Raw genomic sequence first — 21293 nt, forward strand, 5'->3', positions numbered from 1 at the left:
TAGGTTCCTCAGCGGGAGTCGGCAGCTACCCCGGCGTCGGTCACGCCACGCGTTCGACTTCGTACCCGGCGTCTCTGACCTTCTCGATGATTTTCTCGGCGTGGCCGGTCCCGCTCGTGACGACCTGAAACACGAGGTAGGCCTCGCCGACCCGGAGGTCGTCCACCGCGCGGTCGTGGCGGACCGTCCGGATGTTCGCGCCGGTGTCGGCGATGATGCCCGAGAGCGTCGTCATCTCGCCGGGTTCGTCCTCGATGCGGACTCGGAGGCGCATCAACTGGCTCCGCTCGGTGAGCGCCTGCGTCAGGACGGTCTGGAGCATCGAGATGTCGATGTTGCCGCCCGAGAGAATCGGAACGACCGTCTCGCCCGTCACGTCGAGGTCCTCGGAGAGGACCGCGGCGACCGACGACGCGCCCGCGGCCTCGACCAACTGCTTGGCGCGTTCGAGCAGGAGGAGTTCCGCGCGGGCGATTTCGTCGTCGGTGACCGTGACGACCTCGTCCACGTGTTCCTGAATGAGACCGAGCGTCAACTCCGAGATGCCGCCCGTGGCGATGCCGTCCGCGATGGTCGTCGGAGAGTCGATGGAAGCCGGGATGCCTTTGTCGAGGCTCTCGGGGACCGTCGCGGCCTGCTCGGCCTGTACGCCCACGACGCGGACGTCCGGGTCGAGTTCGGCCAGCGCCGCGCTGACGCCGCCGATGAGACCCCCGCCGCCGATGGGGACGACCACGGTGTCGGTCTCCGGCATCTGCTCGTGGATTTCGATGCCGATGGTGCCCTGCCCCGCGACGATGGCCGGGTCGTCGTAGGCGTGGACGAACTCGGTGTCGTCGGCCTCCGTCAGCGACTGGGCGTACTCCATCGCGGCCCGGAAGTCCTCGCCCCGCAACTCCACGTCCGCGCCGTAGCCGCGAGTGGCCTCGACCTTCGCCTGCGGCGCGTTCTCGGGCATCACGATGGTCGAGTCGATGCCGGTCTTCGTCGCGGCCAGCGCGACGCCCTGCGCGTGGTTGCCTGCGCTCGCGGCCACGACCCGGTTCGCGGTGCCGCGCTCGGCGACCTGCTGGAGTTTGTTGTACGCACCGCGGGTCTTGAACGACCCTGTGCGCTGGAGGTGCTCCATCTTCAGGTGGACCTCCGCGCCGGTCATCTCGCTCAGCGACCGACTTCGCTCGATGTCGGTGCGCTGGACGACCGTCTCGTCGAAGCGCTCGCGCGCAGTTTCGATGTCGGACAGGGTAACGTCGGTCATTGTGGTGGTGTTCGAGGAGTGGTGTCAGTTTCTCGGCGACGCGACGGTGAAAGGGAGAGGAGTTCGCTACTCCAACAGCAGGAGTTCGGGGTTCTCGACGTACTCGATGAACGTGTTGGCGAACGCCGCGGCGTCGGCCCCGTCCACGATGCGGTGGTCGATGGTCAGCGAGATGGGCAGCGTGTGCTTGGCCACGACCTCGCCGTCCTCGACGACCGGGCGCTGTTTCAACTCGCCGATGCCGAGGATGGCCGCCTCGGGGTAGTTGAGGATGGGCGTGGCGTACTCGCCGCCGATGGCGCCGAAGTTGGTGACGCTGAACGTCGAACCCTGCAACTCGTCGCGCGAGATGGAGCGGTCGCGGGCCTTCTGGACCAGTTCGTTGACCTCGCTGGATATCTGGAGCAGACCCTTCCCGTCCACGTCGTCCACGACCGGGACCATCAGTCCGGCGTCGGTCGCGGTCGCCACGCCGACGTTGTAGTAGTTCTTGCGCAGGATTTCGCCGGCCTCCTCGTCAAGTTCGGCGTTCAGTTTGGGGTGTTGCTTGAGCGACGCGACGACCGCCTTCATGACGAACGGCATGTACGTGAGGCGGATGCCCCGCTCCTCCGCCCGGGGCTTGAGTCGCTCGCGCGTCTCGACGAGCGCGTCCACGACCGCGGTGTCGTGGTGGGTGACGTGGGGCGCGGTGTACTTCGACTGCGACATCGCGTCGCCGATGGTCTTGCGGACGCCTTTGTACTGGATGCGCTCGACTCGCTCGCCAGCGGGCGTCTGGGCGGCAGTCTCGGCTTGGGACTGCTGGGCCTGCCGCTGGGCCTCGGCGTACTGCATCACGGCTTCGCTGGTGACGAACGCCTCGCCGTCACGCTGTTCGGTCGCGGGCACCGCGTTCAGGTCCACGCCCTGTTCCTCGGCGATGCGCCGGGTCGCGGGCGCGGCCAGCGTCCGGTCGCGGTCGGCCGACTCGACGGGAGAGGGCGACCCGCCTGCGCCGGGCGACGGACTGCCGCTGTCGGCGGGGGTTTCCGTCATCTCGGGGCCGCCGGTACTGGCGGACCCGTCCATGGGCGAGGAGACGTCCGGTTCACCGGGTTCGCCCCCCGCGTCGGCCGACTCCGCGGCGCGTCGCACGTCCTGCTCGGTCACGCGACCGCTCGGACCGGACCCGTCCACTGCGGCGATATCCACGCCGAGTTCGCGGGCGACGCGGCGCGCGCTCGGAGCGGCGAACACGCGGCCTTCGCCGGTCGAGACTTCCTCGGCGACCGTCTCCTCGGTCGCGTCGCCCTGCGTGGTCGCCTGCTCGGTCTCGCTGCCGGACGCCTCGGCTTCCGCGGCCCCGGCGTCGGCCTCCGCGGCTCTCCGTGCTTCGCCCTCCGTCTGGCCCTCTTCGACCGGTTCACCTTCGACGTCGAAGGTGATGATGACCGAACCGACTTCGACGACTTCGCCCTCTTCGGGGATGATTTCCCGGACCGTCCCATCGACCGGCGAGGGGACCTCTACGATGGCCTTGTCGGTCTCGACTTCGGCGACGGGTTGGTCCTCGGTGACGGTGTCGCCTTCCTCGACCAGCCAACTGACTATTTCGCCCTCTGCGACGCCTTCGCCGACGTCTGGCAGCTTGAATTCTCGTACCATGGTTCAGAAGTTCACGGCGTCCCGGATGCCTTCCTTGATGCGGGCGGGTTCGGGCAGGTAGTAGTCTTCGAGCGCGTACAGCGGGAACGGCGTGTCGAATCCGGTGATGCGCTCGACCGGGGCCTCCTGATACAGCAGGGCCTCCTCTTGGATGATGGAGCTGATTTCGGCCCCCAGTCCGCCGGACTTCGGTGCTTCGTGGACGACCGCCGCCCGGCCGGTCTTCTTGAACGACTCCACGATGGTCTCCTCGTCGAGCGGCGAGACGGTCCGGAGGTCCACGACTTCGACGTCGATTTCGCCCTCCAGTTGCTCGGCGGCCTCGACGGTCGGTCGGGTCATCGCGCCCCACGTGAACACCGAGATGTCCGAGCCTTCCTCGCGGACAGCGGCCTCGCCGATGGGCACCTCGTAGGACTCGGTCGGCACCTCGCCGCGGAACGCCCGGTAGATGAGTTTCGGTTCGAGGAACATCACCGGGTCGGGGTCGCGGATGGCCGACGTGAGCAGGCCCTTGGTGTCGTACGGGGTGCTCGGGATGACGACCTTCAGGCCCGGTTGGTGGGCGAAGAACGCCTCGGTCGATTCGGAGTGGTGTTCTGGCGCGCGGATGCCGCCGCCGTAGGGCGCGCGGATGACCATCGGACAGGTGAACCGGCCGCGGCTACGGGTGCGCATGCGCGCGGCATGGCTCACTATCTGGTCGAAACCGGGGTAGATGAACCCCATGAACTGAATTTCCGGCACCGGCTTCAGGCCGTAGGTCGCCATGCCGATGGCGGTGCCGATGATGCCGGACTCCGCGAGCGGGGTGTCGATGACCCGGTCCTCGCCGAACTCGTCGTAGAGGCCCTCGGTCGCGCGGAACACGCCGCCGTTCCGGCCGACATCCTCGCCCATGACGAGGACGTCGTCGTCCTGCTGCATTTCGGTGTACAGTCCGTCTCGAACAGCCTGCACTAGCGTGAGGTTCTCGGTCTCCTGCTCTGGTTGTGCTTGTTGGCTCATTGGTCAGTCCTCCAGAAGTGCGTCGTCGCCGTACTGTTCTCGAATCCCCTCAAACCAGTCGCGCTGTTCGCGGAGGTGCCGGGGCATGTCGGCGTAGACGTGCGCGAATATCTCCTCGGGGTCGGGTCGCTCGACCGCTTCCGCCGCGTCGATGGCGTCCGCGACCTCTTGCTCAACCTCTTCCTCGATGGTCTCGACCGTCTCGTCGTCGAGGACGCCGCGGTCGCGCAGGAACGATTCGAGTCGCGGGATGGGGTCCTTCTGCTTCCAGCGCTCGACCTCGTCGTCGTCGCGATAGACGGAGGGGTCGTCGGCCGTGGTGTGGGCACCGTAGCGGTACTGGACGGCCTCGATGAGAGTCGGCCGGAGGTCGTCCTCGTCGGGGTTCTTGGCCTTCTCGACGGCGTCCTTCGTCGCTTTGTACACCGCGAGGGGGTCCATTCCATCGACCTGCACGCCCTCGAAGCCGTACGCCTGCGCCTTCTGGGCGATGGTCTCCGAGGCGGTCTGGCGCTCGCGCGGCACCGAGATTGCCCACTGATTGTTGTTACAGAAGAAGACGGTGGGCGTGTCGAAGACGCCAGCGAAGTTCAGTCCCTCGTGGAAGTCACCCTCGCTGGTCGCACCGTCGCCGAAGTAGCAGAGGAAGGCGCTCTCCTCGCCCTTCAGCTTCGAAGCCCACGCCGCGCCGGTCGCGTGGGGAATCTGGGTGGCGATGGGGACGGCGACGGTGAAGATGTTGGCGTCGTCGGGGACGGCGTTGCCCTGCTCGTGGCCCATCCAGTACAGCAGGGTCTGCTTCAGCGACAGGCCGCGGACGAGCGCCGCGCCGTGCTCGCGGTAGCTCGGAAACATCCAGTCGTCGTCCGCCAACGCGTGAGCGCTGCCGATTTGCGCACCCTCCTGTCCGGAGAGCGGCGGATAGGTTCCCATCCGTCCCTGCCGGTTGAGCGAGACCGCCCGCTCGTCGAAGTGGCGGATGAGTTTCATCTCGTGGTACATGTCCAACAGCTCCTCGTCGGAGATGTCGGGCACGTCCACGCCCTCTACCACGTTACCGTCCTCGTCGAGGACCTGTACGCGGTCCGTCGGGTCTTGGTGTACAATGCTCACGGTCGAACCCATCCTAACATATCGAATAGGTCACGGGCACGCATTATAGGGTTTTCGTAACTAACTTTCCATAGGTACGATTCTTACGCCACTTTCCCATCAGAATCCTCATTTCCTCCGACCTAAATCGGCGGTTTCTACATTTTCTGCGAAAGTAATAGACGTTCGTCTGTTAACGTCCCAATTTTGGAGGACTGGATGGACGAACGGCAAGTCTTGCGCGAACCGACGTTCGGTTGCAATTCCACTAGAACCGGTACTCCGAGAACGAAGGCGGAGACGCTACGGAATCGCCCGTAACGGGGAGAAGAACCCACTTAAACCGACGCACGTCGGGTCTCGCGGGCGTCCTCTCCCGCTCGCTCAGACGGAAGCTCTGCGAGCTTCCCTGCGCGCCTGCTCGACAGTCTTGCCGTCCCGGAGGAGCGCGTCCACGAACAGCTCACCCGCCTTGTACGACGACCGGACCATCGGCCCGCTGGCGCAGTAGAGGAAGTCGAGTTCGTCCTCGGCGACCCGCCGCCACGTCTCGAACTTCGAGGGGTGGACGTACGTCTCCACGTCGAGGTGGGTCCGCGACGGTTGGAGGTACTGTCCGAGCGTGACGATGTCCACGTCGGTCTCTCGGAGGTCGCTGAGCGTCTGGTAGACCTCGTGGTCGTACTCGCCGACCCCGAGCATGAGACTGGTCTTCGTGTAGATGTCCGACTCGCGTTCGACCTGTTCGAGGACCGCGAGGCTCTGGTCGTAGCCCGCGCGGGGGTCTCGAACCGGTTGCTGGAGGCGCTCGACCGTCTCGACGTTGTGGGCGATGACGTCGGGTTCGGCGTCGATAATCTTCCGGACGAGGTCCTCCTCGCCCCGGAAGTCCGGGATGAGAACCTCTACGAGAATCGAGGGGTCGCGCTCTTTTATCTCCCGAATCGTCTGGGCGAAGTGGGCCGCGCCCTGCCCCTCCAAGTCGTCGCGGTCCACGGAGGTGAGGACGACGTAGTCGAGACCGATTTCGGCGACGGCGCTCGCTACGTTCGCGGGTTCGTCGGGGTCCAAGGGCTGGCCGCCCCCGGTGTCCACGTCGCAGAACCCGCAGTTGCGGGTACACTGGTCGCCCATCAGCATGAACGTCGCAGTGCCTCCGGAGTCGGAGTTCTTCCCGCTCCAGCACTCGCCGAGGTTCGGGCAGTTGGCCTCCTCGCACACGGTGTTGAGGTCGTGGTCTCGCAGGGTCTGCTTGATACCCGTGAACTCCCGGCCGGATGGCGGTTGCATCTTGAGCCAGTCGGGTTTCCGGCGGCGACTCATTGGCCGTGTGTTGGACGCGGGTGGTGAAAAGGGTGGGGTATTCCCGGTTGGCGGTGGGCATTCGGTCGGTTTTGGCGTCTTCGGCTTTGGTTCTCACATCGTCACGTCGCGAACCAATCGATGTGTCGTTCCGACCGCGAGAAGTAGCGGCGTCGCTCGAAGGTGAAATGAACGACCATCTTCGCCATCCTCGACGGTGACTTCGAACCGCGGCGCGCACGGTAACACCGAGTGAGAACAGTACCTCGTATCCACGAGAATCGGTCAGTGACGTCGAGGTCTCTATACCGATAAGATAGTTAATCGCGGTTCCTCGGTAACGAATCAATTCGACCCCGAGGCTGACCGAATCAGGGCCGACAGAACTCGGCGGAACGGTCCGGAACCCACGTACGACACCGTTCCGTCGCACTAAGCCCCGAATAACAAAGCACGTCAGGTACTTACCCCCGAGCATGAAGACAAACGGACTCGACTGGCTCGCCATCGTTCTGGTCGTCGTGGGGGCGATAACGTGGGGCATCCTCGGCGTCACCGGACTCACGGGCGAGACCATCAACGTCGTCTCGCTGATACTCGAACCCATCTTCAGGCCCGGTCCGGCACAGACCGTCGAGTATCTCATCTACGTTCTCGTCGGCGTCTCGGGCATCTACCTGCTCTACACCGCCTACAAGATGGCGCGGGCGAGTCGTCGGACCAGTCGCGAACGACGACGGCGCGACGCGACGACCAGAACCGACACGACCGCCGATTACACCGACACGGACACCGACAACACGAACACCGAGTCCTAAGCACCCACCGAGCGTTCTCCCAGAGAGAATTACTTCAGGACGAACTGTTCGCGGATAGGCCTGCGGTTCTTCGTCGAAAAACCAGTGACGCCAGCAGTCGGTCGAAACCAAGCGACGTGATGGCGTGTCACTCGGCGCAGTTCCTACGCGCACGAAGGCAGGTGAGTCACTCCTGTCCGTAACCCTCGAACTTCTCGGCCACCTCGGCCATCTCGTCGGCGCTGAGTTGGACGGGGTCGCCCATCGCCTTGGCCTGACAGTAGATTCTGGCCGTGTACTCGACGTTGACCGCAGTTTCGAGCGCGTCGTCGGCGTCCTCGCCCGTCGCGAGTAGACCGTGGTTAGCGAGTAGACACGCCTCGGCGTCGGCGTCTTCCATCGCCGCCACCGCGTTCGCGGCGAGGTCGGCCGTACCGTACGTAGCGTAGTCTGCGACCGGGACCGTGGTTCCGGCCAGCGCGAGCATGTAGTGGACCGGCGGAATCGGTTCGTGCAGAATCGCCAGCGTCGAGGCCCACGGCGAGTGGGTGTGAACTATCGCGCCCGTGTCGAACTCGCGGTAGACCGCGCTGTGCATCGGCGTCTCGCTCGACGGGGCCGTCCCGCCCGCGACCTGTTCGCCGTCCAGCGCGACCACCGGAACGTCTTCGGCGCGGATACGGTCGTAGGCGACGCCCGTCGGTGTAACTGCGAACCGGTCGTCCCGCCGAACGCTCAGATTTCCGGTTCGGCCGGGCGTGAGACTCGCGAGGTCCGGTGCGCGGGTGGCGACCGCGCGGCGTTCCGCTCCAAGCATCTCTATTTCGACCGAAGAGGGGTAACTATATATTCTACCGGGTAGGAAATTCGACACGTTCGTACGCAAGTGGCATGTCACCATTAGACGTAGACCACGATGCATCGGAAAATTTATCAATGGGACCAGTATGTTATTAGTATCGGATAAGAGGAAACGATGGTAGACGTTTCGCGAGAGGAAATCACCGACGGTTCGCTCGTTCGCTCTCTGTTGGTTCTCGCAGCGCCGTTAGTCGTTCAGAATCTGGTAATCGTCGTCCAACAGGTAATCGACACGTTCTGGGTCGGCCGCCTCGGCGAGAACGCCGTCGCGGCAGTCGGCGTGGTGTTCCCAGTGACAGCATTGCTATTCAGCGTGACTATCGTCCTGATGACCGGGACGCAAGTCGTCGTCTCCCAGCGGGTAGGTGCGGAGGACCTCTCCGGCGGGCGGCGGACGATGTTCCACGGAGTGACGGCCGCGCTCGCCGTCGGCATCGTCGTCGGCGTGGTCGTCTTCGCCGGGGCAGACGAAATCGTCTCGGCACTCCTCTCCGGAGAAACGGTGGCTTCGCTCGCGGCCACCTACATCGCGTGGCTCGCCGTCCTGTTCCCGTTCGCGAGCATGAGCGACGCTCTGGAGGGAGGGTTCATCGGATGGGGCGACTCGCGGGCGTCGATGTACGGTAACGTCTCCGCCGTCGTCGTCAACGTCGTCCTCGACCCGTTCCTGATTCTCGGGTGGAACCCGTTTCCGCGACTGGGGATACAGGGCGCTGCGCTGGCCACCGGTATCGGATACACCGCCGGGTTTCTCGTCATGTTCGGCCTGTACTTGCGGGGTCGGGACGGGTTCACGCTCACCCGGGAGGCCGTCGGGTTCGACCTCGACGAGTACCGCGAAATCGTCGATATCGGTCTGCCGCGCGGCGCGCAGACCGCGGCCAGTCAGTCGGTCCGAGTGGTCATCATCGCCATCATCTCCGCGGTCGGCGGGGCCGCCGGACTCGCGGCGTACAACCTCGGCGCGCAGGTCGCTACGGTGGCGTTCGTCCCCGCGCAGGGTCTCATGAGCGCGGCCCAGAGCGTCGTCGGCCAGAACCTCGGTGCCGACCGGCCCGACCGGGCGCGCCGGACCACGTGGGTCGGCGCGGCCATCGCGGCGGTCGGCCTGACGGCCCTCGGCACGATTCAGTGGGCCGCACCCGAACTCATCGTCACCACCTTCGTGCCGGACATGTCCGCCGAGGCCGTCGCGCTGAGCGTGGACTACCTCAACATCCTCGTGCTCGGCTACTGGGGTATCGGGGCGATGTACCTGTTCGAGGCCGGGTTCAACGGCGCGGGACGGACCAAGGTCAGCTTGGTCGCCGGACTCCTGAAGTACTGGGCGCTCAGACTCCCCATCGCGGCCGTCGGAGCCTACTGGCTCGACTACGGCGTCCACGCCGTGTTCTGGGCGGTCACCATCTCGAACGTCGTGGCGGCCGTCGCTGCCGGAGCGTACTACTACTACACCACGAACAACGGGATGTTACAGCGGGCCGCGGAGCAGGCGGCCACGAGTGCGGACTGAGTGAATCGGTCTGCGAAAACTGACTACTCTACCTGCACCGTCCGCGAGTCGGTCGCCGGAAGCAGGGGGAGTTCCGGGAACGCGACTTCTACGACGTACTCCATCTCGTCGTCGGTGCCGCCGAAGACGCCCACCGGAACGGTCTCCTCGCCGTCGAGGTACGTGGACGTCTCGGTCATCTCGACACCGTTGACCGTCACGCGGACGCCGACCTTCGTGCCGTCCCCCGCGTTTCGGACCGTCACCTCGCGCATGTCGTTCTCGCCGCGGGGGACCGAGTCGGGGAACGACCCCCACTCGACTTCGACGCGCGGCAGGTCGCGGGCGCTCTCGAGAACCGCCTCCGCGACGCCCGCGGTGAGACCGGCGTCTATCAGACCGTCCTCGCCCGCCTCGCGGACGTCGGCGGGCGTGGCGATGCCCTCCTTCGCCAACTTGCTCGCCCGGCCCGACCCCACGCCGTCGATGGCGGTCAGGCCGACCGCGTCGGAACTCACGCCGTGTTCGATGCGGGCCTCGACGCGACTCGCGAGGTTGGCGGCCCTCGGGCGGTCGAACCGTTCGAGGAACGCCCGGAGCGCCGCGAGCAGTCGGAGCGCGTTCTGGGTGATGACCCACGCGTCGCTCCGGAGTTCGGCGGGCGTCGTGCCCGTCATGGTCGAGCGCAGGATGGCGAGAATCTTGCGCGCGCCGGGGTCCAAGTCGCCCGCGTTCTGGCCCACCAGCACCGAATCGACCGCCTCGCGCTCGGACTGGCGCGCGCTCACGCTGTCGAACTCGGCGGCGTCCGCGACGGTCCGGAGAACGTCCGCCGTCTCGATGTCGTCTCGTTCGGAGAGGTCGCGGAACTCCCCGGCGGTTTCGAGGCGGAGGTAGAACTTCGAGGCGAGTCTGCCCAGCGGCGTGGCCGAGACCCCGAGGTCGTCCTCGTCGATGTCCACGAAGCCGCGGCGTTTGAGTCTGTCGAGGGCGTCCTGTACGCGGTCCTTCAAGTCCGCCTGAACGTCGTCGAGGCCGTACTCGTCGGGGTTCGAGCGAGCGCGGACGTCGTAGAACGTGGTTTCGAGCCAGTCCATCACGTCGCCGAGGTCCCGGATGGTCCCCATGGCGATTTCGGCGTTGAGGTGCGCGTCCAAGTCCTCCGCCAGTCGGGACTCTATCTCCTTGCCCTCGCGGAGGAGACGCCGGTACTTGTCGGCCTCCGAGCGGTCGCAGACCACCCAGCCGTAGCCCACGTCGTCGTACTCGGGGCGTCCGGCCCGGCCGAGCATCTGGAGGATGTCGAGGGGACTCATGTCCACCTCGCCTTCGAGCGGGTCGTGGAGCTTCGTGTCCCGGAGGACGACGCATCTGGCCGGGAGGTTGACGCCCCACGCCAGCGTGGAGGTCGAGAACAGGAGTTGGACCTTGCCCTGCTTGAACCACTCCTCGACCTTGTCCTTGTCGCCCTTCGAGAGACCTGCGTGGTGGAAGGCCACGCCGTCCAGCACCGACTTCCGGAGTGTGTCGTTCTGGAGGTCGTCGGCCTCGTTGTGGAAGTCGTAGTCGCCGCGCGCGCCCATCGGGATGTCGCGCTCGCCGATTTCGTCGCGGGCCTTCTTGGCGGCCTGTACGGTGTCCTGCCGGGAAGAGACGAAGACGAGCGCCTGCCCGTCGTCGCGGATGTGGGGTTCGGCGAGGTCCAGCGCGCGGTAGAGCCGCCGGTACTTGTCGGCGAACGAGTTATCGCCGTGGGTGTACGTCTCGACGCCCGAGTGGAGGTCCACCGGGCGGTAGTCGTCGCCGAACTCGAAGGTCGTCTCGGGCGGCGCGTCGAGCCAGTCGGCCACGTCTTCGACGTTGGGCATCGTGGCCGAGAGCGCGACCACGCGGGGGTCGGTGAGTCGCCGGAGACGGGAGACCGTGACTTCGAGGACGCTCCCGCGCTTCTCGGAGTCGAGCAAGTGGACCTCGTCGATGACCACGCAGTCCACGTCCCGGATGAACGCGTAGCGCCGCGAGTCGTGTTTGCGCGTCGCCGAGTCGGTCTTCTCGGGAGTCATCACGAGGATGTCGGCGCGCTCGGCGCGACGGGGGTTCAGGTCGCGCTCGCCCGTGACGACGTACACCGAGTAGCCCAGTTCCTCGAACCGCTCCCACTCGCTCTCCTTCTCGTTGGTCAGCGCGCGCATCGGCGCGACGAACAGCGCGGTGCCGCCCGCTTCGAGCGTCCGGCAGATGGCGAGTTCGGCCAGCGCGGTCTTGCCACTGGCAGTCGGTGCGCTCGCCACCACGTTCTCGTCGGTCTCGAGGAGCGCGTCGACCACCTCTCGCTGCATGTCGTTGAACTCCTCGAACGGGAACACCTCGGCGAACTCGGGGTCGGGGACTGCCTCGGCGACTTCCATCGTTCGTCTCAGGGGGACGGGGGAGGAAAGGCGTTTCTCTATCGGAACGAACAGGACGCGAGTCGGAAATCGACTGCTCCGAGCGGTCCCGCTCACAACCGGAAACTGCCGAGCGAGCGACCTACTCGTCCAGCAGTATCTCGCGCAACTCCGCGGGCGACGCCGCGACGGCGTCGGCCGCCGAGAGGTCCAACTCCTCGTCGGACTGGTTCCGATACCCCACGGCTCGCATCCCCGACGCCTTCGCCGACTTCACGCCGTTGGTGGAGTCCTCGACCGCGACGCAGTCCTCCGGACCCACGCCGACCTGCTCGGCGGCGTACTCGTAGACGTCGGGTTCGGGCTTGCTCTTCCCGTCTATCTCCTCGGCGCTGATTATCCGGTCGAACGCCTCGCGGAGGTCGAATCGGTCGAGCATGCGGTCTATCCAATCGTGGGGCGACGACGAGACCAGCGCGACCGTTCGGCCGTCCTCGCGGAGGTCGGCGAGCAGTTCTTCGAAGCCCTCCTGCAGCGCGACCTTCTCGCCGTAGATGTCGCGGGCCGCCTCCTCGTAACTGGCGACGAACTCGTCCTTGCTGGCGGTCATCTCGTTGCGCTCTTCGAGGTAGTCGTATATCTCCCGGAAGTTCATCCCGGTCGTCTCGCTCGTGTCGGGCGTCCCCTCCACCGCGGCGGGGAGAATCTCCTCCTGCTCGATTTCGACCCAGTAGCGTTCGGAGTTCACGATGACGCCGTCCATGTCGAACAGCACAGCCTTCGATTGCACGAGGGGAGCGACGACCCGGACGGGGATAGGTTTTCCGCGGCGGTTGCGGAACGATATCGTGAGCCACTATCTCCCGAACGTTCACCGACGGGTACGCGCCCGGTCGCGGGAGTGAGCGACCGTCAGGCGTCCTGCCGGCGACGCCACTCGTCGCGGACGGTGGGACCGACGCCGCCGACGCCGATGAGGATAGCCCAAGCCACGGCGCTCGGCGCGCCGAGCGCATTGGCGGCGAGGAACCCGACGACGGCGACGGTGACTAGTAACGCGGTTTCCTTCGTATCTCGGGAGATCATGTCCGATACTCGTCAGTTCGGAACAAAAAGGAACCGCCGCCGAGTCCGGCCACGCTAGAGTTTAAGGCCGAAACCGGGACGAACCCCGCTCGTGACCGAGACTGTCCACGTCTACGCCGGAACGTGTACCACGACCTACGCGACGAGCGGGGACACCGAGGAGGAACCGACGCGCCAGCGCGGTCGAGTCGTGGTCGTCCACAAACCCGACGGCACCGTCCTCGTCCACGACGCCGAAGGGTATCAGCCGGTCGCGTGGCTCACCCGCGCGAACGCGGTCCACCGCGAGACCGACGGCGAAGGCGGGTTCGCGCTCGTCGCCGTCAAAGACGGGGAGCGCCTCCGCGTCGAGAGCCACGGCAACCCCGACCACGCGCGCCACAGCGCGACCTCAGCGGGCGTCCGCGTCGGGACCTGCCCGGACTGCGACGGCGCGCTGGTCCGCGCCCGCGGTTCAGTCACCTGTCTCGACTGCGTCACCGAGTACGGCCTCCCGCGGGACGCCGCGATGCTCGATTCGACCTGCGACTGCGGCCTGCCCCGGATGGCGGTCGAACGCGGGGCGCGGTTCGAACTCTGCGTGGACCGGGAGTGCGAGGACCTCGACGCCGCGGTGCGCGGGCGGTTCGACCGGGAGTGGTCGTGTCCCGACTGCGACGGCGACCTCCGGGTCCTGCGCGAACGCACGCTGTTTCTCGGCTGTGAGAACTACCCCGACTGCGAGGTGACGTTCGCGCTCCCCGACCGCGAGGTGGTGGGAACCTGCGAGTGCGGTCTCCCCCTCGTCCGCAGTGCCACCGACGAGTCGGAGTGCCTCGACCACGAGTGCGGTGTGGGAGAGAGTCGCGATACGGAAGAAAGCGTAACAGAGAACGAGGACTGACGGAACGGCGGTATACCGGAGCTAGCTCCGCGTCGAGTCGATTCGGAAGCCGCGGAACCCGTCGGTCCCGGCCCAAACGACCAGACCGACCGCCGCGGCCGAGAGCGCGAGTCCCGACTTCAACGTTCCCGCCGTCGCGAACGCGACACCGCCGAGGGCCGTCGAGAGCGCCAGCGCTCGCGTCGGCCGCCGGTCGGTGAGCCGAACCGCCGCGACCAGAAACAGGACACCGACGGTGACGCCGACCGCCACGTCCACCACGTAGTGAACCCCGAGCACGACCCTCGACGCCGCGACCAGCGCGGTCAGTACCCCCGCGACGGCAAGTCGGCGGTTCCGGTCCCAGACGTCGAGTACGAGCGCCGCGCCGCCGTAGACCACAGTCGTCTTCAGCGCGTGACCGCTCGGGAAACCGTACCCGTCGCCGGTCACCATGGACTCGTACGCCGCGCGTCCCAGTTCGGGAATCCACGCTGGCGGCGTCGCCGTGGCGGCTCCCGGCGGACGCGGAAGCGCGAAGAAATGCTTGAGAACGGCCGTCAGCGAGTACGCGCCGAGGGTGAGCGCGAGCAGGTAGACGCAGTCGCTCGCGGGGGAGTCCGTGAGCGACCGGTATCGGGCCCCCAGCACGAAGACGGCACAGACGCCGAGCAACACGAACCACATGTCGCCGAGTTGCGTGACGAGTCCGGCGACCGCGGTCACCGCTTCCGGGAGCCGCGAGACGAACTCGGTCTCGCCGATTCCGCGTGTCATACGTCAGCTCCAGACAGGAGAAACGCATAAACGTTCGGATAGAACGAGTCGCGGAAGGGGCTCCGGCGACTCGGCGGTTCGGCGGTGCCACCGAAACACCGGAGGCCATTTGACGCCGCGAACCGGAACGACGACCATGAACGGACGCCTGCGTGACGACGAGGTGGTGGTCGGCGGCGACGCCCGCCAGCGCTACTACGACTCCAGCGGGTACGGCCGTCCGCTCGGGGGGCAGGAAATCGCGCTCTCGCGGGTCGAAGCCGCCTACCTGCTGTTCAAGGGCGACATCGACAGCGTCGTGCGAACTGGGTCGGCGAGTCGGGGCGAGTCGGACGACGAGGAGATGGGATTCCGGGAGTTCCTCGCCGACGCGGGCGGGGAAATTGTCGCCCGGTTTCTGGTGTACGCCGACCTGCGTGACCGGGGGTTCTACCTCTCGCCCGACCGCGAGGGGTGGGTAGACGCCCCGCGGTCGAACGACGACTTCGTGGTCTACCCCCGCGGCAAGGGACCGTGGGACGACTCGGTGCTCTACCGAATCCGGGTCGTGGGCGAACGCGCGGACGTACCCGCGGAGGAGTTGGGCGACGCGGTACTGGCGGTCGTGGACGAGGAGAGCGAGATTACCTACCTCGAAACCGACGAGGCCGACCTGCGCGGGAGTTCCGGCACCGACCTCCCGCACGGGGTCGCCGCCGACCTGCTCGACGACCGAGTGTTACTCTGGGACCCGCCAGCGGGCCTCCACGAGCGAGGGTTCTACGGCCAACCGCTCGACGCGCGCGACGGCGACCGGAATCGGTCGGGCATCCTCCAGTTGTCGCTGGTCGAGGCGGCCTACCTCGCCCGCGAGGGAGTACTCTCGCTGGACGCCGGGACGGTCCGCGAGCGCGGCCGGACGGTCGAGGGAAGACGGTTCGACCGCCGACTCCGAGTCTACCGGGCGCTCCGCGAGCGCGGTATCGTACCCAAAACCGGGTTCAAGTTCGGCGCGGACTTCCGAACGTACGCCGACGTGGAATCGGTGGACGACCTCGGTCACTCCGAGTGTCTGGTACGGGTGCTCCCGGCCGACCACGTCTTCTCGCCGCGGGACCTCTCGCTCGACGTGCGACTCGCTCACGGGGTCCGAAAACGGATGATTTTTGCGCTCGTAGGCCCCAACGAACAGATAACCGATTGGATTTCCGTGAGTCGATTGACACCATGACACGAGACACAGACAGCGGTCGCGAGGACGGGACAGACAGCACGACGGCGGAACCACTGCCAGACGAGCTTTCCGAGTCGGACGCCTCGGAGGTTCGTCGGGCCCTTCCCGATGGCGGGACCGCGACGGACGACGGCGAGACGACGCTCGACCCGTGGGGGTCGGCGACGGTCGCTGACTACCGGAAGCTGTTCGAGGAGTTCGGCATCGAGGAGTTCGACGAGATGCTCGCGGAGGTCCCCGACCCACACTACCTGATGCGCCGCGGGGTCATCTTCGGCCACCGCGACTACCGCCGGGTCGCCCGCGCGATGCAGAACGACGAACCGTTCGCGGCGCTCTCGGGGTTCATGCCCACCGGCGACCCCCACATCGGTCACAAGTTGGTGTTCGACGAGATAATCTGGCACCAGCAGCAGGGCGGCGACGCCTACGCGCTCATCGCCGACCTCGAAGCCAACAGCGCTCGGGGGATGACGTGGGACGAAATCGACGAGCACGCCCGCGACTATCTGCTCTCGCTTCTGGCGCTCGGGTTCGACCCCGAAGAGGGGACGCTCTACCGGCAGTCGGCCGACCGCGACGTGCAGGACTTGGCGTTCGAACTCGGGTCGCACGCGAACTTCTCGGAACTGGAGAACATCTACGGGTTCTCCGGCGAGACCAACGTCTCGCACATGCAGAGCGTCGTGACCCAGATGGCCGACATCCTGTATCCCCAACTCGACGAACCCAAGCCCACGGTCATCCCGGTCGGTCCCGACCAAGACCCGCACGTCCGACTCGCGCGTGACCTCGCGGCCCGGACGCGGTTCTTCGGCGTGACGAAGGCGTACGCGAGTTTCGAGGCCGACGAAGAAGAGCGGGAACTGCTCGCGGCGGCCTACGCCGCGCTCTCGGAGGAGGTCGGCGAGGAAGAGACGGTCCGCTGTGAGGACGCCGCCGACTGGCTGGAGGCGGAGATGGCTCCCGACGACGCCCGCGACAGCGTGGCGGCGAAACTCGGCGAGGCCGGGAAGGAACCGCTCCGGCCCCGCGTTCGGTTCCTCGACCAGAATGCGACCGACGAGGCCTTCGAGGCGCTCATCGGTGCGGTCGAGGGCGAGAAGCGCGTCTTCGAGGAGCACATCGACGCCTTCGGGATGGACCGCGAGGACGCCGAGGCGCTCGCCCGCGAGGTCGAGATGGACCACGGCGGCTACGGTTTCGTCGCGCCCTCCTCGATTTACCACCGATTCATGACAGGCCTGACCGGCGGCAAGATGTCGTCGTCGGTTCCGGCCAGTCACATCAGCCTGCTTGACGACCCGGAAGACGGCTACGACAAGGTGAAGGCCGCGACTACGGGCGGGCGCGAGACGGCCGAGAAGCAACGCGAACTCGGCGGCCGGGCCGACGAGTGTCCCGTGTACGAACTCTACGCTTACCTGCTCGCGGGCGACGACGACGAGTTCGCCAAGGAGGTGTACGACGAGTGCGTCGGCGGCGAACGGCTCTGCGGCGACTGCAAGGAGCAGGCCGCCCAACTGATGCGGGAATTCCTCGCGGAGCACCAAGAGAAGCGCGAGGAGGTCGAAGACCTGCTCGAACGGGCCGACATCGAGTTGGACAGCGACCGCAAGCGAAACTGACGCCTACCGGGGCACGGCTTCGTTTTTCGTCACCTTCCTTTCCTGTTCTCCTTTCTTCTATCTCTCCCTCATCGGTCTCCCTTCATCTATCTCAGCCTCTCGTCCGCCTTCTCCCTCCAGTCCGTCTTCGACCGTCGTACTCGTCTCCGGCCGTCGCTCGTTTCAACAACAGTTAACCCCTCGCGGACGGACCGAGGACACATGGCGACTGCGAACGCGGACAAACTCGAACCGCTCGGCATCGGTTTCGGCGCACTGCTCGTCCTCGTCGGACTCGCGACTATCGTCGGAACGCCGTGGGCGTACAAGTCCGGCGGCATCCTGCTGATGGTCGGTCAGGGTCTCGGCGCGGTGGCGGCCATCGCCATCGGCGCGGGTCTGGCGTGGCTAGCCCGGGAGTGACCGACTCGGCGAGTTCGAGGTGACGGGCGGACACTACGTCCGGATTAATCGAGTATGAGTTCGGCAGAGAGTTCTCTTTTAGAGAGCGGCGGGACACGACGGAAGAACGGGAAGACTGTATCAGCAGTCGGTAGACGACGAACCGAAACCGCGGAGAAACGGCGGACGGCGATTACTTGTTCGGCAGGAAGGCGAGTCCGAACAGCAGGACGACCGTGAGGCCGCTCAGGATAGTGACGCCCCACAGTCCCGCGATTCGCTCGTTGAAGTGGTCGATGTCATCGACCTGCGACTGATACGCTTCGACGTTCTGCGAGAGTTGGACGACGCCCTCCTGTCCCTCCGGGAAGTGAGCGACGAACGTCTGGTTGTTGTTCTCCGGGCCGAGGTCGACGGTCCCGCCATCGCTCAGCGACGTCTCCAGCGTGCGCGGCGCGTTCCAAGCCAGCGTCGCGGCGTCCGCGGTGACGTTGGTCACGGTCGTCTGATTACCCTCGAACTGGAAGGTCTGACTCTCCGAGTACTGACGGGTGTCGGGTTCGCCGAACTGCTGGCGCTTGTACTCGTCGACCGGAACGAGCGACTTGTTCTGGCCGTCGTCCACGACGACGTACTCGGTGCCGTTCTGCTCGACCGTGGTGGTGTTGTCGCTCAGGTTGAACTGCTGGCGGAGCGTGACCTGACTCGGGTCGGACGTGTTGGGAATGGAGACCAAGTACGTGGAGTTGTCCAACTGGACCGTCGAGTTGTTCTCCCACGTGGCGGTGTAGCGCGCCGACTGGTTGACGCGCGTCAGCGTTCCCTCGCCGTCACCGACCGACGCGACCGTGTACTCGTAGCCGTTGACGGTTAGCGTATCGTTCTGGGCGTACGTCTCCCCTTGAACGTCAATCCCCGGTTCCTGGGCCACTCCGATGAGCGAGTAAGACCCCGCGGCAATCACGAGGAAGAGGACGGCGTACACCGTCGCGGCTCGTCGTTGCATGTTCGAACCGTTTCGACGCGCGCCGTTTAATGATTACTTTTCGGCGACGATGGCGGGTTCGGTCGGGTCTCGGTCCGGTCTCGGTCTGGACCAGAGGCATCTCGTCGGACGCCGTCGTGACGACGGAGACGGCACACTGCTATCGCGACCCGCCAAGCGCAGGCGGAACTGGCCGCGGTAATCGAGCGACGCCGCGGCCGCACGGGGTGTCAGGAGGTTCGGGACGCGTGGTATGATTTTTCCGACGGGCGTACGACCTGTCGAGTATGAAATTCGGCGTCATCAGCACTGCCAACATCGGTCGGTCGGCAGTCGTTCCGGCGATTCGAGCCACCGACCACGAAGTCCTCGCAGTGGCCTCTCGCGATTCCGAACGCGCAGACGCCTTCGCCGAGGAGTTTGGAATCGCGCGCAGCTACGGCTCCTACGAGAACTTGCTCGAAGACGACGACCTCGACGCGGTGTACAACCCGCTCCCGAACGCGCTCCACGCTGAGTGGACGAAGAGAGCCGCGGACGCCGGCCTGCACGTCCTCTGCGAGAAGCCGCTCGCGGTAGACGCCGCAGAGGCGCGCGCGGTCGGCGATTACTGCGACGAGCGCGGCGTCACCCTCATGGAGGCGTTCATGTACCGATATCATCCCCGGACCGAACGCGCGGCCGATATCGTCCGCGAGCAACTGGGCGACGTGCGTTCGGTGAAAGCCACGTTCCAGTTCCCGATGGCCGACTCCGAGAACGTCCGACTCGACCCGGCCCTCGCCGGCGGGAGTCTGATGGACGTGGGCTGTTACGCGGTCAGCGCGGCCCGACTCTTCCTCGGCGAGCCGGACCGGGCGTACGCGACGACCCACGACGCGGGTGAGTACGACGTCGATACGAAACTGGCCGGCGTGTTGGAGTACGACCGAGACGGAGCGACCGCCGAACTCTCCTGCGGGTTCGAGACCGCCGATACCCAGTGGTATCGCGTCGAAGCCGAGGACGGATGGCTCGAGGCGCGGGACGCGTTCGTCCCGCGCGACGGCGGCGTCGAAATCGAGTACGAGACCGGCGGCCGGCACGTCGTCGAGCAGTTCGACCCGACCGACCAGTACCGACTGGAGGTCGAACACTTCGCCGAGTGCGTCGAGTCGGGAACGTCTCCGCGCACCGACGCCGACGAAGCGGTCCGGAACATGGCGACAATCGACGCGCTGTACGAGAGCGCGCAGAACGGCGAGACCGTCACGGTGTCGGAGGTGTGACCGGTGCGCAAACAGCGACTCCGCGAACGAATCTGGGACCATCTCGAAGCCGAGGGCATCGCGCGCTTCCCGTTTCCGCCTCACGACCGCATCCCGAACTTCGACGGGGCCGAGGCCGCCGCCGACCGCCTCGCCGAGACGAGGGCGTGGCAGGACGCCGCAGCTATCAAGGCGAACCCCGACGCGCCGCAGTTGCCCGTCCGACGGCGCGCGCTCCGCGAGGGCAAGACCGTCTACATGGCAGTTCCGCGTCTCCGAGACGAGGAGCCATTCTACGAACTCGACCCCGAGGAGATTCCGGCCGACGAGTACGACAGCGCGCCGACCATCTCCCACGTCGAATCGTTCGCACGACAAGTGCCGCCCGAGGACGTAGCACCTATCGACCTCGTCGTGTCGGGCAGCGTCGCAGTCACCGAGGGTGGCGCACGCGTCGGGAAGGGCGAAGGGTACAGTGACCTCGAGTACGCAGTCCTCCGAGAGTTGGGACTGGTCGATGCGGAGACACCAATTGCGACGACTGTCCACGACTCGCAGGTGGTCGACGAGGAGATACGAGTCGAAGCCCACGACGTGCCGATGGGCCTCGTGGTCACGCCGACCGAGACTATCCGAACGGAGACGGAGTACGAGAAACCGAACGGCGTGCTCTGGGACGAACTCTCCGAGGAACGCATCGCAGAGATTCCCCCCTTGGAACGACGACGGCCCTAACGTCGGTTGCTGTCCTCCCGGGGACTCGTATCGGTGGAATCCAACAGCGGACCGACAGCTCGTGTGCCGGTAGGGGATGGGCGCGAGCGAAGGAGCGAAGCGACTGAGCGAGCGGGTTTGCGTTACGTTCGACTCGTTGTCGAGGTAGCCGTGAAAAAGCCAAGGGCCGGATTTGAACCGGCGGTAGGCGGCTCTGCAGGCCGCTGCGTTCGGCCGGACTCTGCCACCTTGGCGCTGTTTTTCGATACTCCCTCGTCGCGCTTAAATATAGCGGTCTTCGGTAGTAGTGGTCTGGTTCGAAATGAAGAAACCCGCTTCGGGCGCGGTGCCTGAAGCGGGTGTGTGGTATGAGTGGGTGGCGGCGAACCGGGGTTTCCAGAGGCTCGCGCACTCCAGTACTTGCCGGAACGCAGGCGGGCTTAACTACCGTGTTCGGGATGGGTACGGGTGGTTCCCCGCCGCTATGGCCGCCTTAACGCCGACTCGCGGAATCGAACCGCGAACTACGTGTCCAACGTCGGTGGTTCAACTGTCG

General features: G+C 66.1%; 19 protein-coding genes, 1 tRNA gene and 1 rRNA gene. 8 read left to right on the plus strand and 13 right to left on the minus strand.

The genetic code is table 11. The features are described from left to right. Nucleotides 1-40: 40 nt before the first annotated feature. From ilvA to lipA, 5 genes are all read right to left on the minus strand, one after another. Entirely contained in the window at nt 41-1258 is a 1218-nt protein-coding gene (ilvA, locus tag FXF75_RS18050) for a threonine ammonia-lyase (RefSeq protein ID WP_163523232.1), read from the minus strand. 66 nt (nt 1259-1324) lie between these two features. Further along, nucleotides 1325-2905, minus strand: coding sequence for a dihydrolipoamide acetyltransferase family protein (locus FXF75_RS18055; protein WP_163523233.1), 1581 nt, complete (start codon nt 2903-2905; stop codon nt 1325-1327). 3 nt (nt 2906-2908) lie between these two features. Beyond that, nucleotides 2909-3913 carry an alpha-ketoacid dehydrogenase subunit beta gene (locus FXF75_RS18060; RefSeq protein WP_163523234.1) on the minus strand — a complete coding sequence of 335 codons (1005 nt, stop codon included), beginning with the start codon at nt 3911-3913 and terminating at the stop codon, nt 2909-2911. A gap of 3 nt (nt 3914-3916) precedes the next feature. After that, nucleotides 3917-5038 carry a pyruvate dehydrogenase (acetyl-transferring) E1 component subunit alpha gene (pdhA, locus tag FXF75_RS18065; RefSeq protein ID WP_205427811.1) on the minus strand — a complete coding sequence of 374 codons (1122 nt, stop codon included), beginning with the start codon at nt 5036-5038 and terminating at the stop codon, nt 3917-3919. A gap of 351 nt (nt 5039-5389) precedes the next feature. Further along, a complete protein-coding gene (lipA, locus tag FXF75_RS18070; protein WP_163523236.1) occupies nt 5390-6328 on the minus strand; it encodes a lipoyl synthase in 939 nt (312 codons plus the stop codon). Nucleotides 6329-6783: 455 nt separating this feature from the next. Between lipA and FXF75_RS18075 the strand changes: the two genes are divergently transcribed. Further along, nucleotides 6784-7125, plus strand: a complete 342-nt coding sequence (locus FXF75_RS18075) for a DUF378 domain-containing protein (protein WP_163523237.1) — start codon at nt 6784-6786, stop codon at nt 7123-7125. 166 nt (nt 7126-7291) lie between these two features. Here the strand turns inward: FXF75_RS18075 and FXF75_RS18080 are convergent, their stop codons facing one another. Further along, the gene (locus tag FXF75_RS18080) at nt 7292-7921 is read right to left on the minus strand and encodes a class II aldolase/adducin family protein (protein ID WP_163523238.1); all 630 of its coding nucleotides are present in this window, start codon (nt 7919-7921) and stop codon (nt 7292-7294) included. Nucleotides 7922-8080: 159 nt separating this feature from the next. Between FXF75_RS18080 and FXF75_RS18085 the strand changes: the two genes are divergently transcribed. After that, nucleotides 8081-9478, plus strand: a complete 1398-nt coding sequence (locus FXF75_RS18085; RefSeq protein WP_163523239.1) for an MATE family efflux transporter — start codon at nt 8081-8083, stop codon at nt 9476-9478. A gap of 23 nt (nt 9479-9501) precedes the next feature. On the opposite strand, the gene FXF75_RS18090 is transcribed toward FXF75_RS18085, so the two are convergent. From FXF75_RS18090 to FXF75_RS18100, 3 genes are all read right to left on the minus strand, one after another. Continuing rightward, complete coding sequence (locus FXF75_RS18090; RefSeq protein ID WP_163523240.1) at nt 9502-11865, minus strand: DEAD/DEAH box helicase; 2364 nt, start codon at nt 11863-11865, stop codon at nt 9502-9504. 121 nt (nt 11866-11986) lie between these two features. Further along, nucleotides 11987-12634, minus strand: a complete 648-nt coding sequence (locus FXF75_RS18095) for an HAD family phosphatase (RefSeq protein ID WP_309221859.1) — start codon at nt 12632-12634, stop codon at nt 11987-11989. A 122-nt stretch (nt 12635-12756) separates the two neighbouring features. Continuing rightward, on the minus strand, nt 12757-12930 hold the full coding sequence (locus tag FXF75_RS18100) for a hypothetical protein (protein ID WP_163523241.1): 174 nt from the start codon (nt 12928-12930) through the stop codon (nt 12757-12759). Between the two features lie 91 nt (nt 12931-13021). Here FXF75_RS18100 and FXF75_RS18105 point away from each other — a divergent pair, with 91 nt between their 5' ends. After that, nucleotides 13022-13813, plus strand: a complete 792-nt coding sequence (locus FXF75_RS18105; protein ID WP_163523242.1) for a topoisomerase DNA-binding C4 zinc finger domain-containing protein — start codon at nt 13022-13024, stop codon at nt 13811-13813. A gap of 21 nt (nt 13814-13834) precedes the next feature. On the opposite strand, the gene FXF75_RS18110 is transcribed toward FXF75_RS18105, so the two are convergent. Continuing rightward, entirely contained in the window at nt 13835-14569 is a 735-nt protein-coding gene (locus FXF75_RS18110) for a phosphatase PAP2 family protein (RefSeq protein ID WP_163523243.1), read from the minus strand. Nucleotides 14570-14705: 136 nt separating this feature from the next. Here FXF75_RS18110 and endA point away from each other — a divergent pair, with 136 nt between their 5' ends. The 3 genes from endA (at nt 14706) to FXF75_RS18125 (ending at nt 17812) form a co-directional block, all read left to right on the plus strand. Continuing rightward, nucleotides 14706-15779 carry a tRNA-intron lyase gene (gene endA, locus FXF75_RS18115; RefSeq protein ID WP_163523244.1) on the plus strand — a complete coding sequence of 358 codons (1074 nt, stop codon included), beginning with the start codon at nt 14706-14708 and terminating at the stop codon, nt 15777-15779. After that, nucleotides 15776-17410: a tryptophan--tRNA ligase gene (locus tag FXF75_RS18120; RefSeq protein ID WP_163523245.1), complete on the plus strand. Its 1635-nt coding sequence runs from the start codon at nt 15776-15778 to the stop codon at nt 17408-17410. Before endA ends, FXF75_RS18120 begins: the two co-directional genes overlap by 4 nt. A 201-nt stretch (nt 17411-17611) precedes the next feature. Further along, nucleotides 17612-17812 (plus strand): hypothetical protein, encoded by a 201-nt coding sequence (locus FXF75_RS18125; RefSeq protein WP_163523246.1) that lies wholly within the window; start codon nt 17612-17614, stop codon nt 17810-17812. A 172-nt stretch (nt 17813-17984) separates the two neighbouring features. On the opposite strand, the gene FXF75_RS18130 is transcribed toward FXF75_RS18125, so the two are convergent. Further along, the gene (locus tag FXF75_RS18130; RefSeq protein WP_163523247.1) at nt 17985-18797 is read right to left on the minus strand and encodes a hypothetical protein; all 813 of its coding nucleotides are present in this window, start codon (nt 18795-18797) and stop codon (nt 17985-17987) included. A 266-nt stretch (nt 18798-19063) separates the two neighbouring features. Between FXF75_RS18130 and FXF75_RS18135 the strand changes: the two genes are divergently transcribed. Both FXF75_RS18135 and FXF75_RS18140 read left to right on the plus strand, forming a co-directional pair. After that, nucleotides 19064-20044 (plus strand): Gfo/Idh/MocA family protein, encoded by a 981-nt coding sequence (locus tag FXF75_RS18135; RefSeq protein WP_163523248.1) that lies wholly within the window; start codon nt 19064-19066, stop codon nt 20042-20044. Nucleotides 20045-20047: 3 nt separating this feature from the next. Further along, complete coding sequence (locus FXF75_RS18140) at nt 20048-20758, plus strand: 5-formyltetrahydrofolate cyclo-ligase (protein ID WP_163523249.1); 711 nt, start codon at nt 20048-20050, stop codon at nt 20756-20758. Nucleotides 20759-20915: 157 nt separating this feature from the next. On the opposite strand, the gene FXF75_RS18145 is transcribed toward FXF75_RS18140, so the two are convergent. Further along, nucleotides 20916-20991, minus strand: a tRNA-Cys gene (locus FXF75_RS18145). 120 nt (nt 20992-21111) lie between these two features. Then, nucleotides 21112-21233 (minus strand): 5S ribosomal RNA (gene rrf, locus FXF75_RS18150). Nucleotides 21234-21293 lie beyond the last annotated feature (60 nt).

Source organism: Halorussus sp. MSC15.2 (assembly GCF_010747475.1).
In the GTDB taxonomy this organism is placed as follows: domain Archaea; phylum Halobacteriota; class Halobacteria; order Halobacteriales; family Haladaptataceae; genus Halorussus.

Excerpts from the sequence above, each read along its gene's own strand:
- ilvA (WP_163523232.1), bottom strand. The coding sequence starts at position 1,258 with ATGACCGACGTTACCCTGTCCGACATCGAAACTGCGCGCGAGCGCTTC.
- FXF75_RS18055 (WP_163523233.1), bottom strand. The coding sequence starts at position 2,905 with ATGGTACGAGAATTCAAGCTGCCAGACGTCGGCGAAGGCGTCGCAGAG.
- FXF75_RS18060 (WP_163523234.1), bottom strand. The coding sequence starts at position 3,913 with ATGAGCCAACAAGCACAACCAGAGCAGGAGACCGAGAACCTCACGCTA.
- pdhA (WP_205427811.1), bottom strand. The coding sequence starts at position 5,038 with ATGGGTTCGACCGTGAGCATTGTACACCAAGACCCGACGGACCGCGTA.
- lipA (WP_163523236.1), bottom strand. The coding sequence starts at position 6,328 with ATGAGTCGCCGCCGGAAACCCGACTGGCTCAAGATGCAACCGCCATCC.
- FXF75_RS18075 (WP_163523237.1), top strand. The coding sequence starts at position 6,784 with ATGAAGACAAACGGACTCGACTGGCTCGCCATCGTTCTGGTCGTCGTG.
- FXF75_RS18080 (WP_163523238.1), bottom strand. The coding sequence starts at position 7,921 with ATGCTTGGAGCGGAACGCCGCGCGGTCGCCACCCGCGCACCGGACCTC.
- FXF75_RS18085 (WP_163523239.1), top strand. The coding sequence starts at position 8,081 with ATGGTAGACGTTTCGCGAGAGGAAATCACCGACGGTTCGCTCGTTCGC.
- FXF75_RS18090 (WP_163523240.1), bottom strand. The coding sequence starts at position 11,865 with ATGGAAGTCGCCGAGGCAGTCCCCGACCCCGAGTTCGCCGAGGTGTTC.
- FXF75_RS18100 (WP_163523241.1), bottom strand. The coding sequence starts at position 12,930 with ATGATCTCCCGAGATACGAAGGAAACCGCGTTACTAGTCACCGTCGCC.
- FXF75_RS18110 (WP_163523243.1), bottom strand. The coding sequence starts at position 14,569 with ATGACACGCGGAATCGGCGAGACCGAGTTCGTCTCGCGGCTCCCGGAA.
- endA (WP_163523244.1), top strand. The coding sequence starts at position 14,706 with ATGAACGGACGCCTGCGTGACGACGAGGTGGTGGTCGGCGGCGACGCC.
- FXF75_RS18120 (WP_163523245.1), top strand. The coding sequence starts at position 15,776 with ATGACACGAGACACAGACAGCGGTCGCGAGGACGGGACAGACAGCACG.
- FXF75_RS18125 (WP_163523246.1), top strand. The coding sequence starts at position 17,612 with ATGGCGACTGCGAACGCGGACAAACTCGAACCGCTCGGCATCGGTTTC.
- FXF75_RS18130 (WP_163523247.1), bottom strand. The coding sequence starts at position 18,797 with ATGCAACGACGAGCCGCGACGGTGTACGCCGTCCTCTTCCTCGTGATT.
- FXF75_RS18135 (WP_163523248.1), top strand. The coding sequence starts at position 19,064 with ATGAAATTCGGCGTCATCAGCACTGCCAACATCGGTCGGTCGGCAGTC.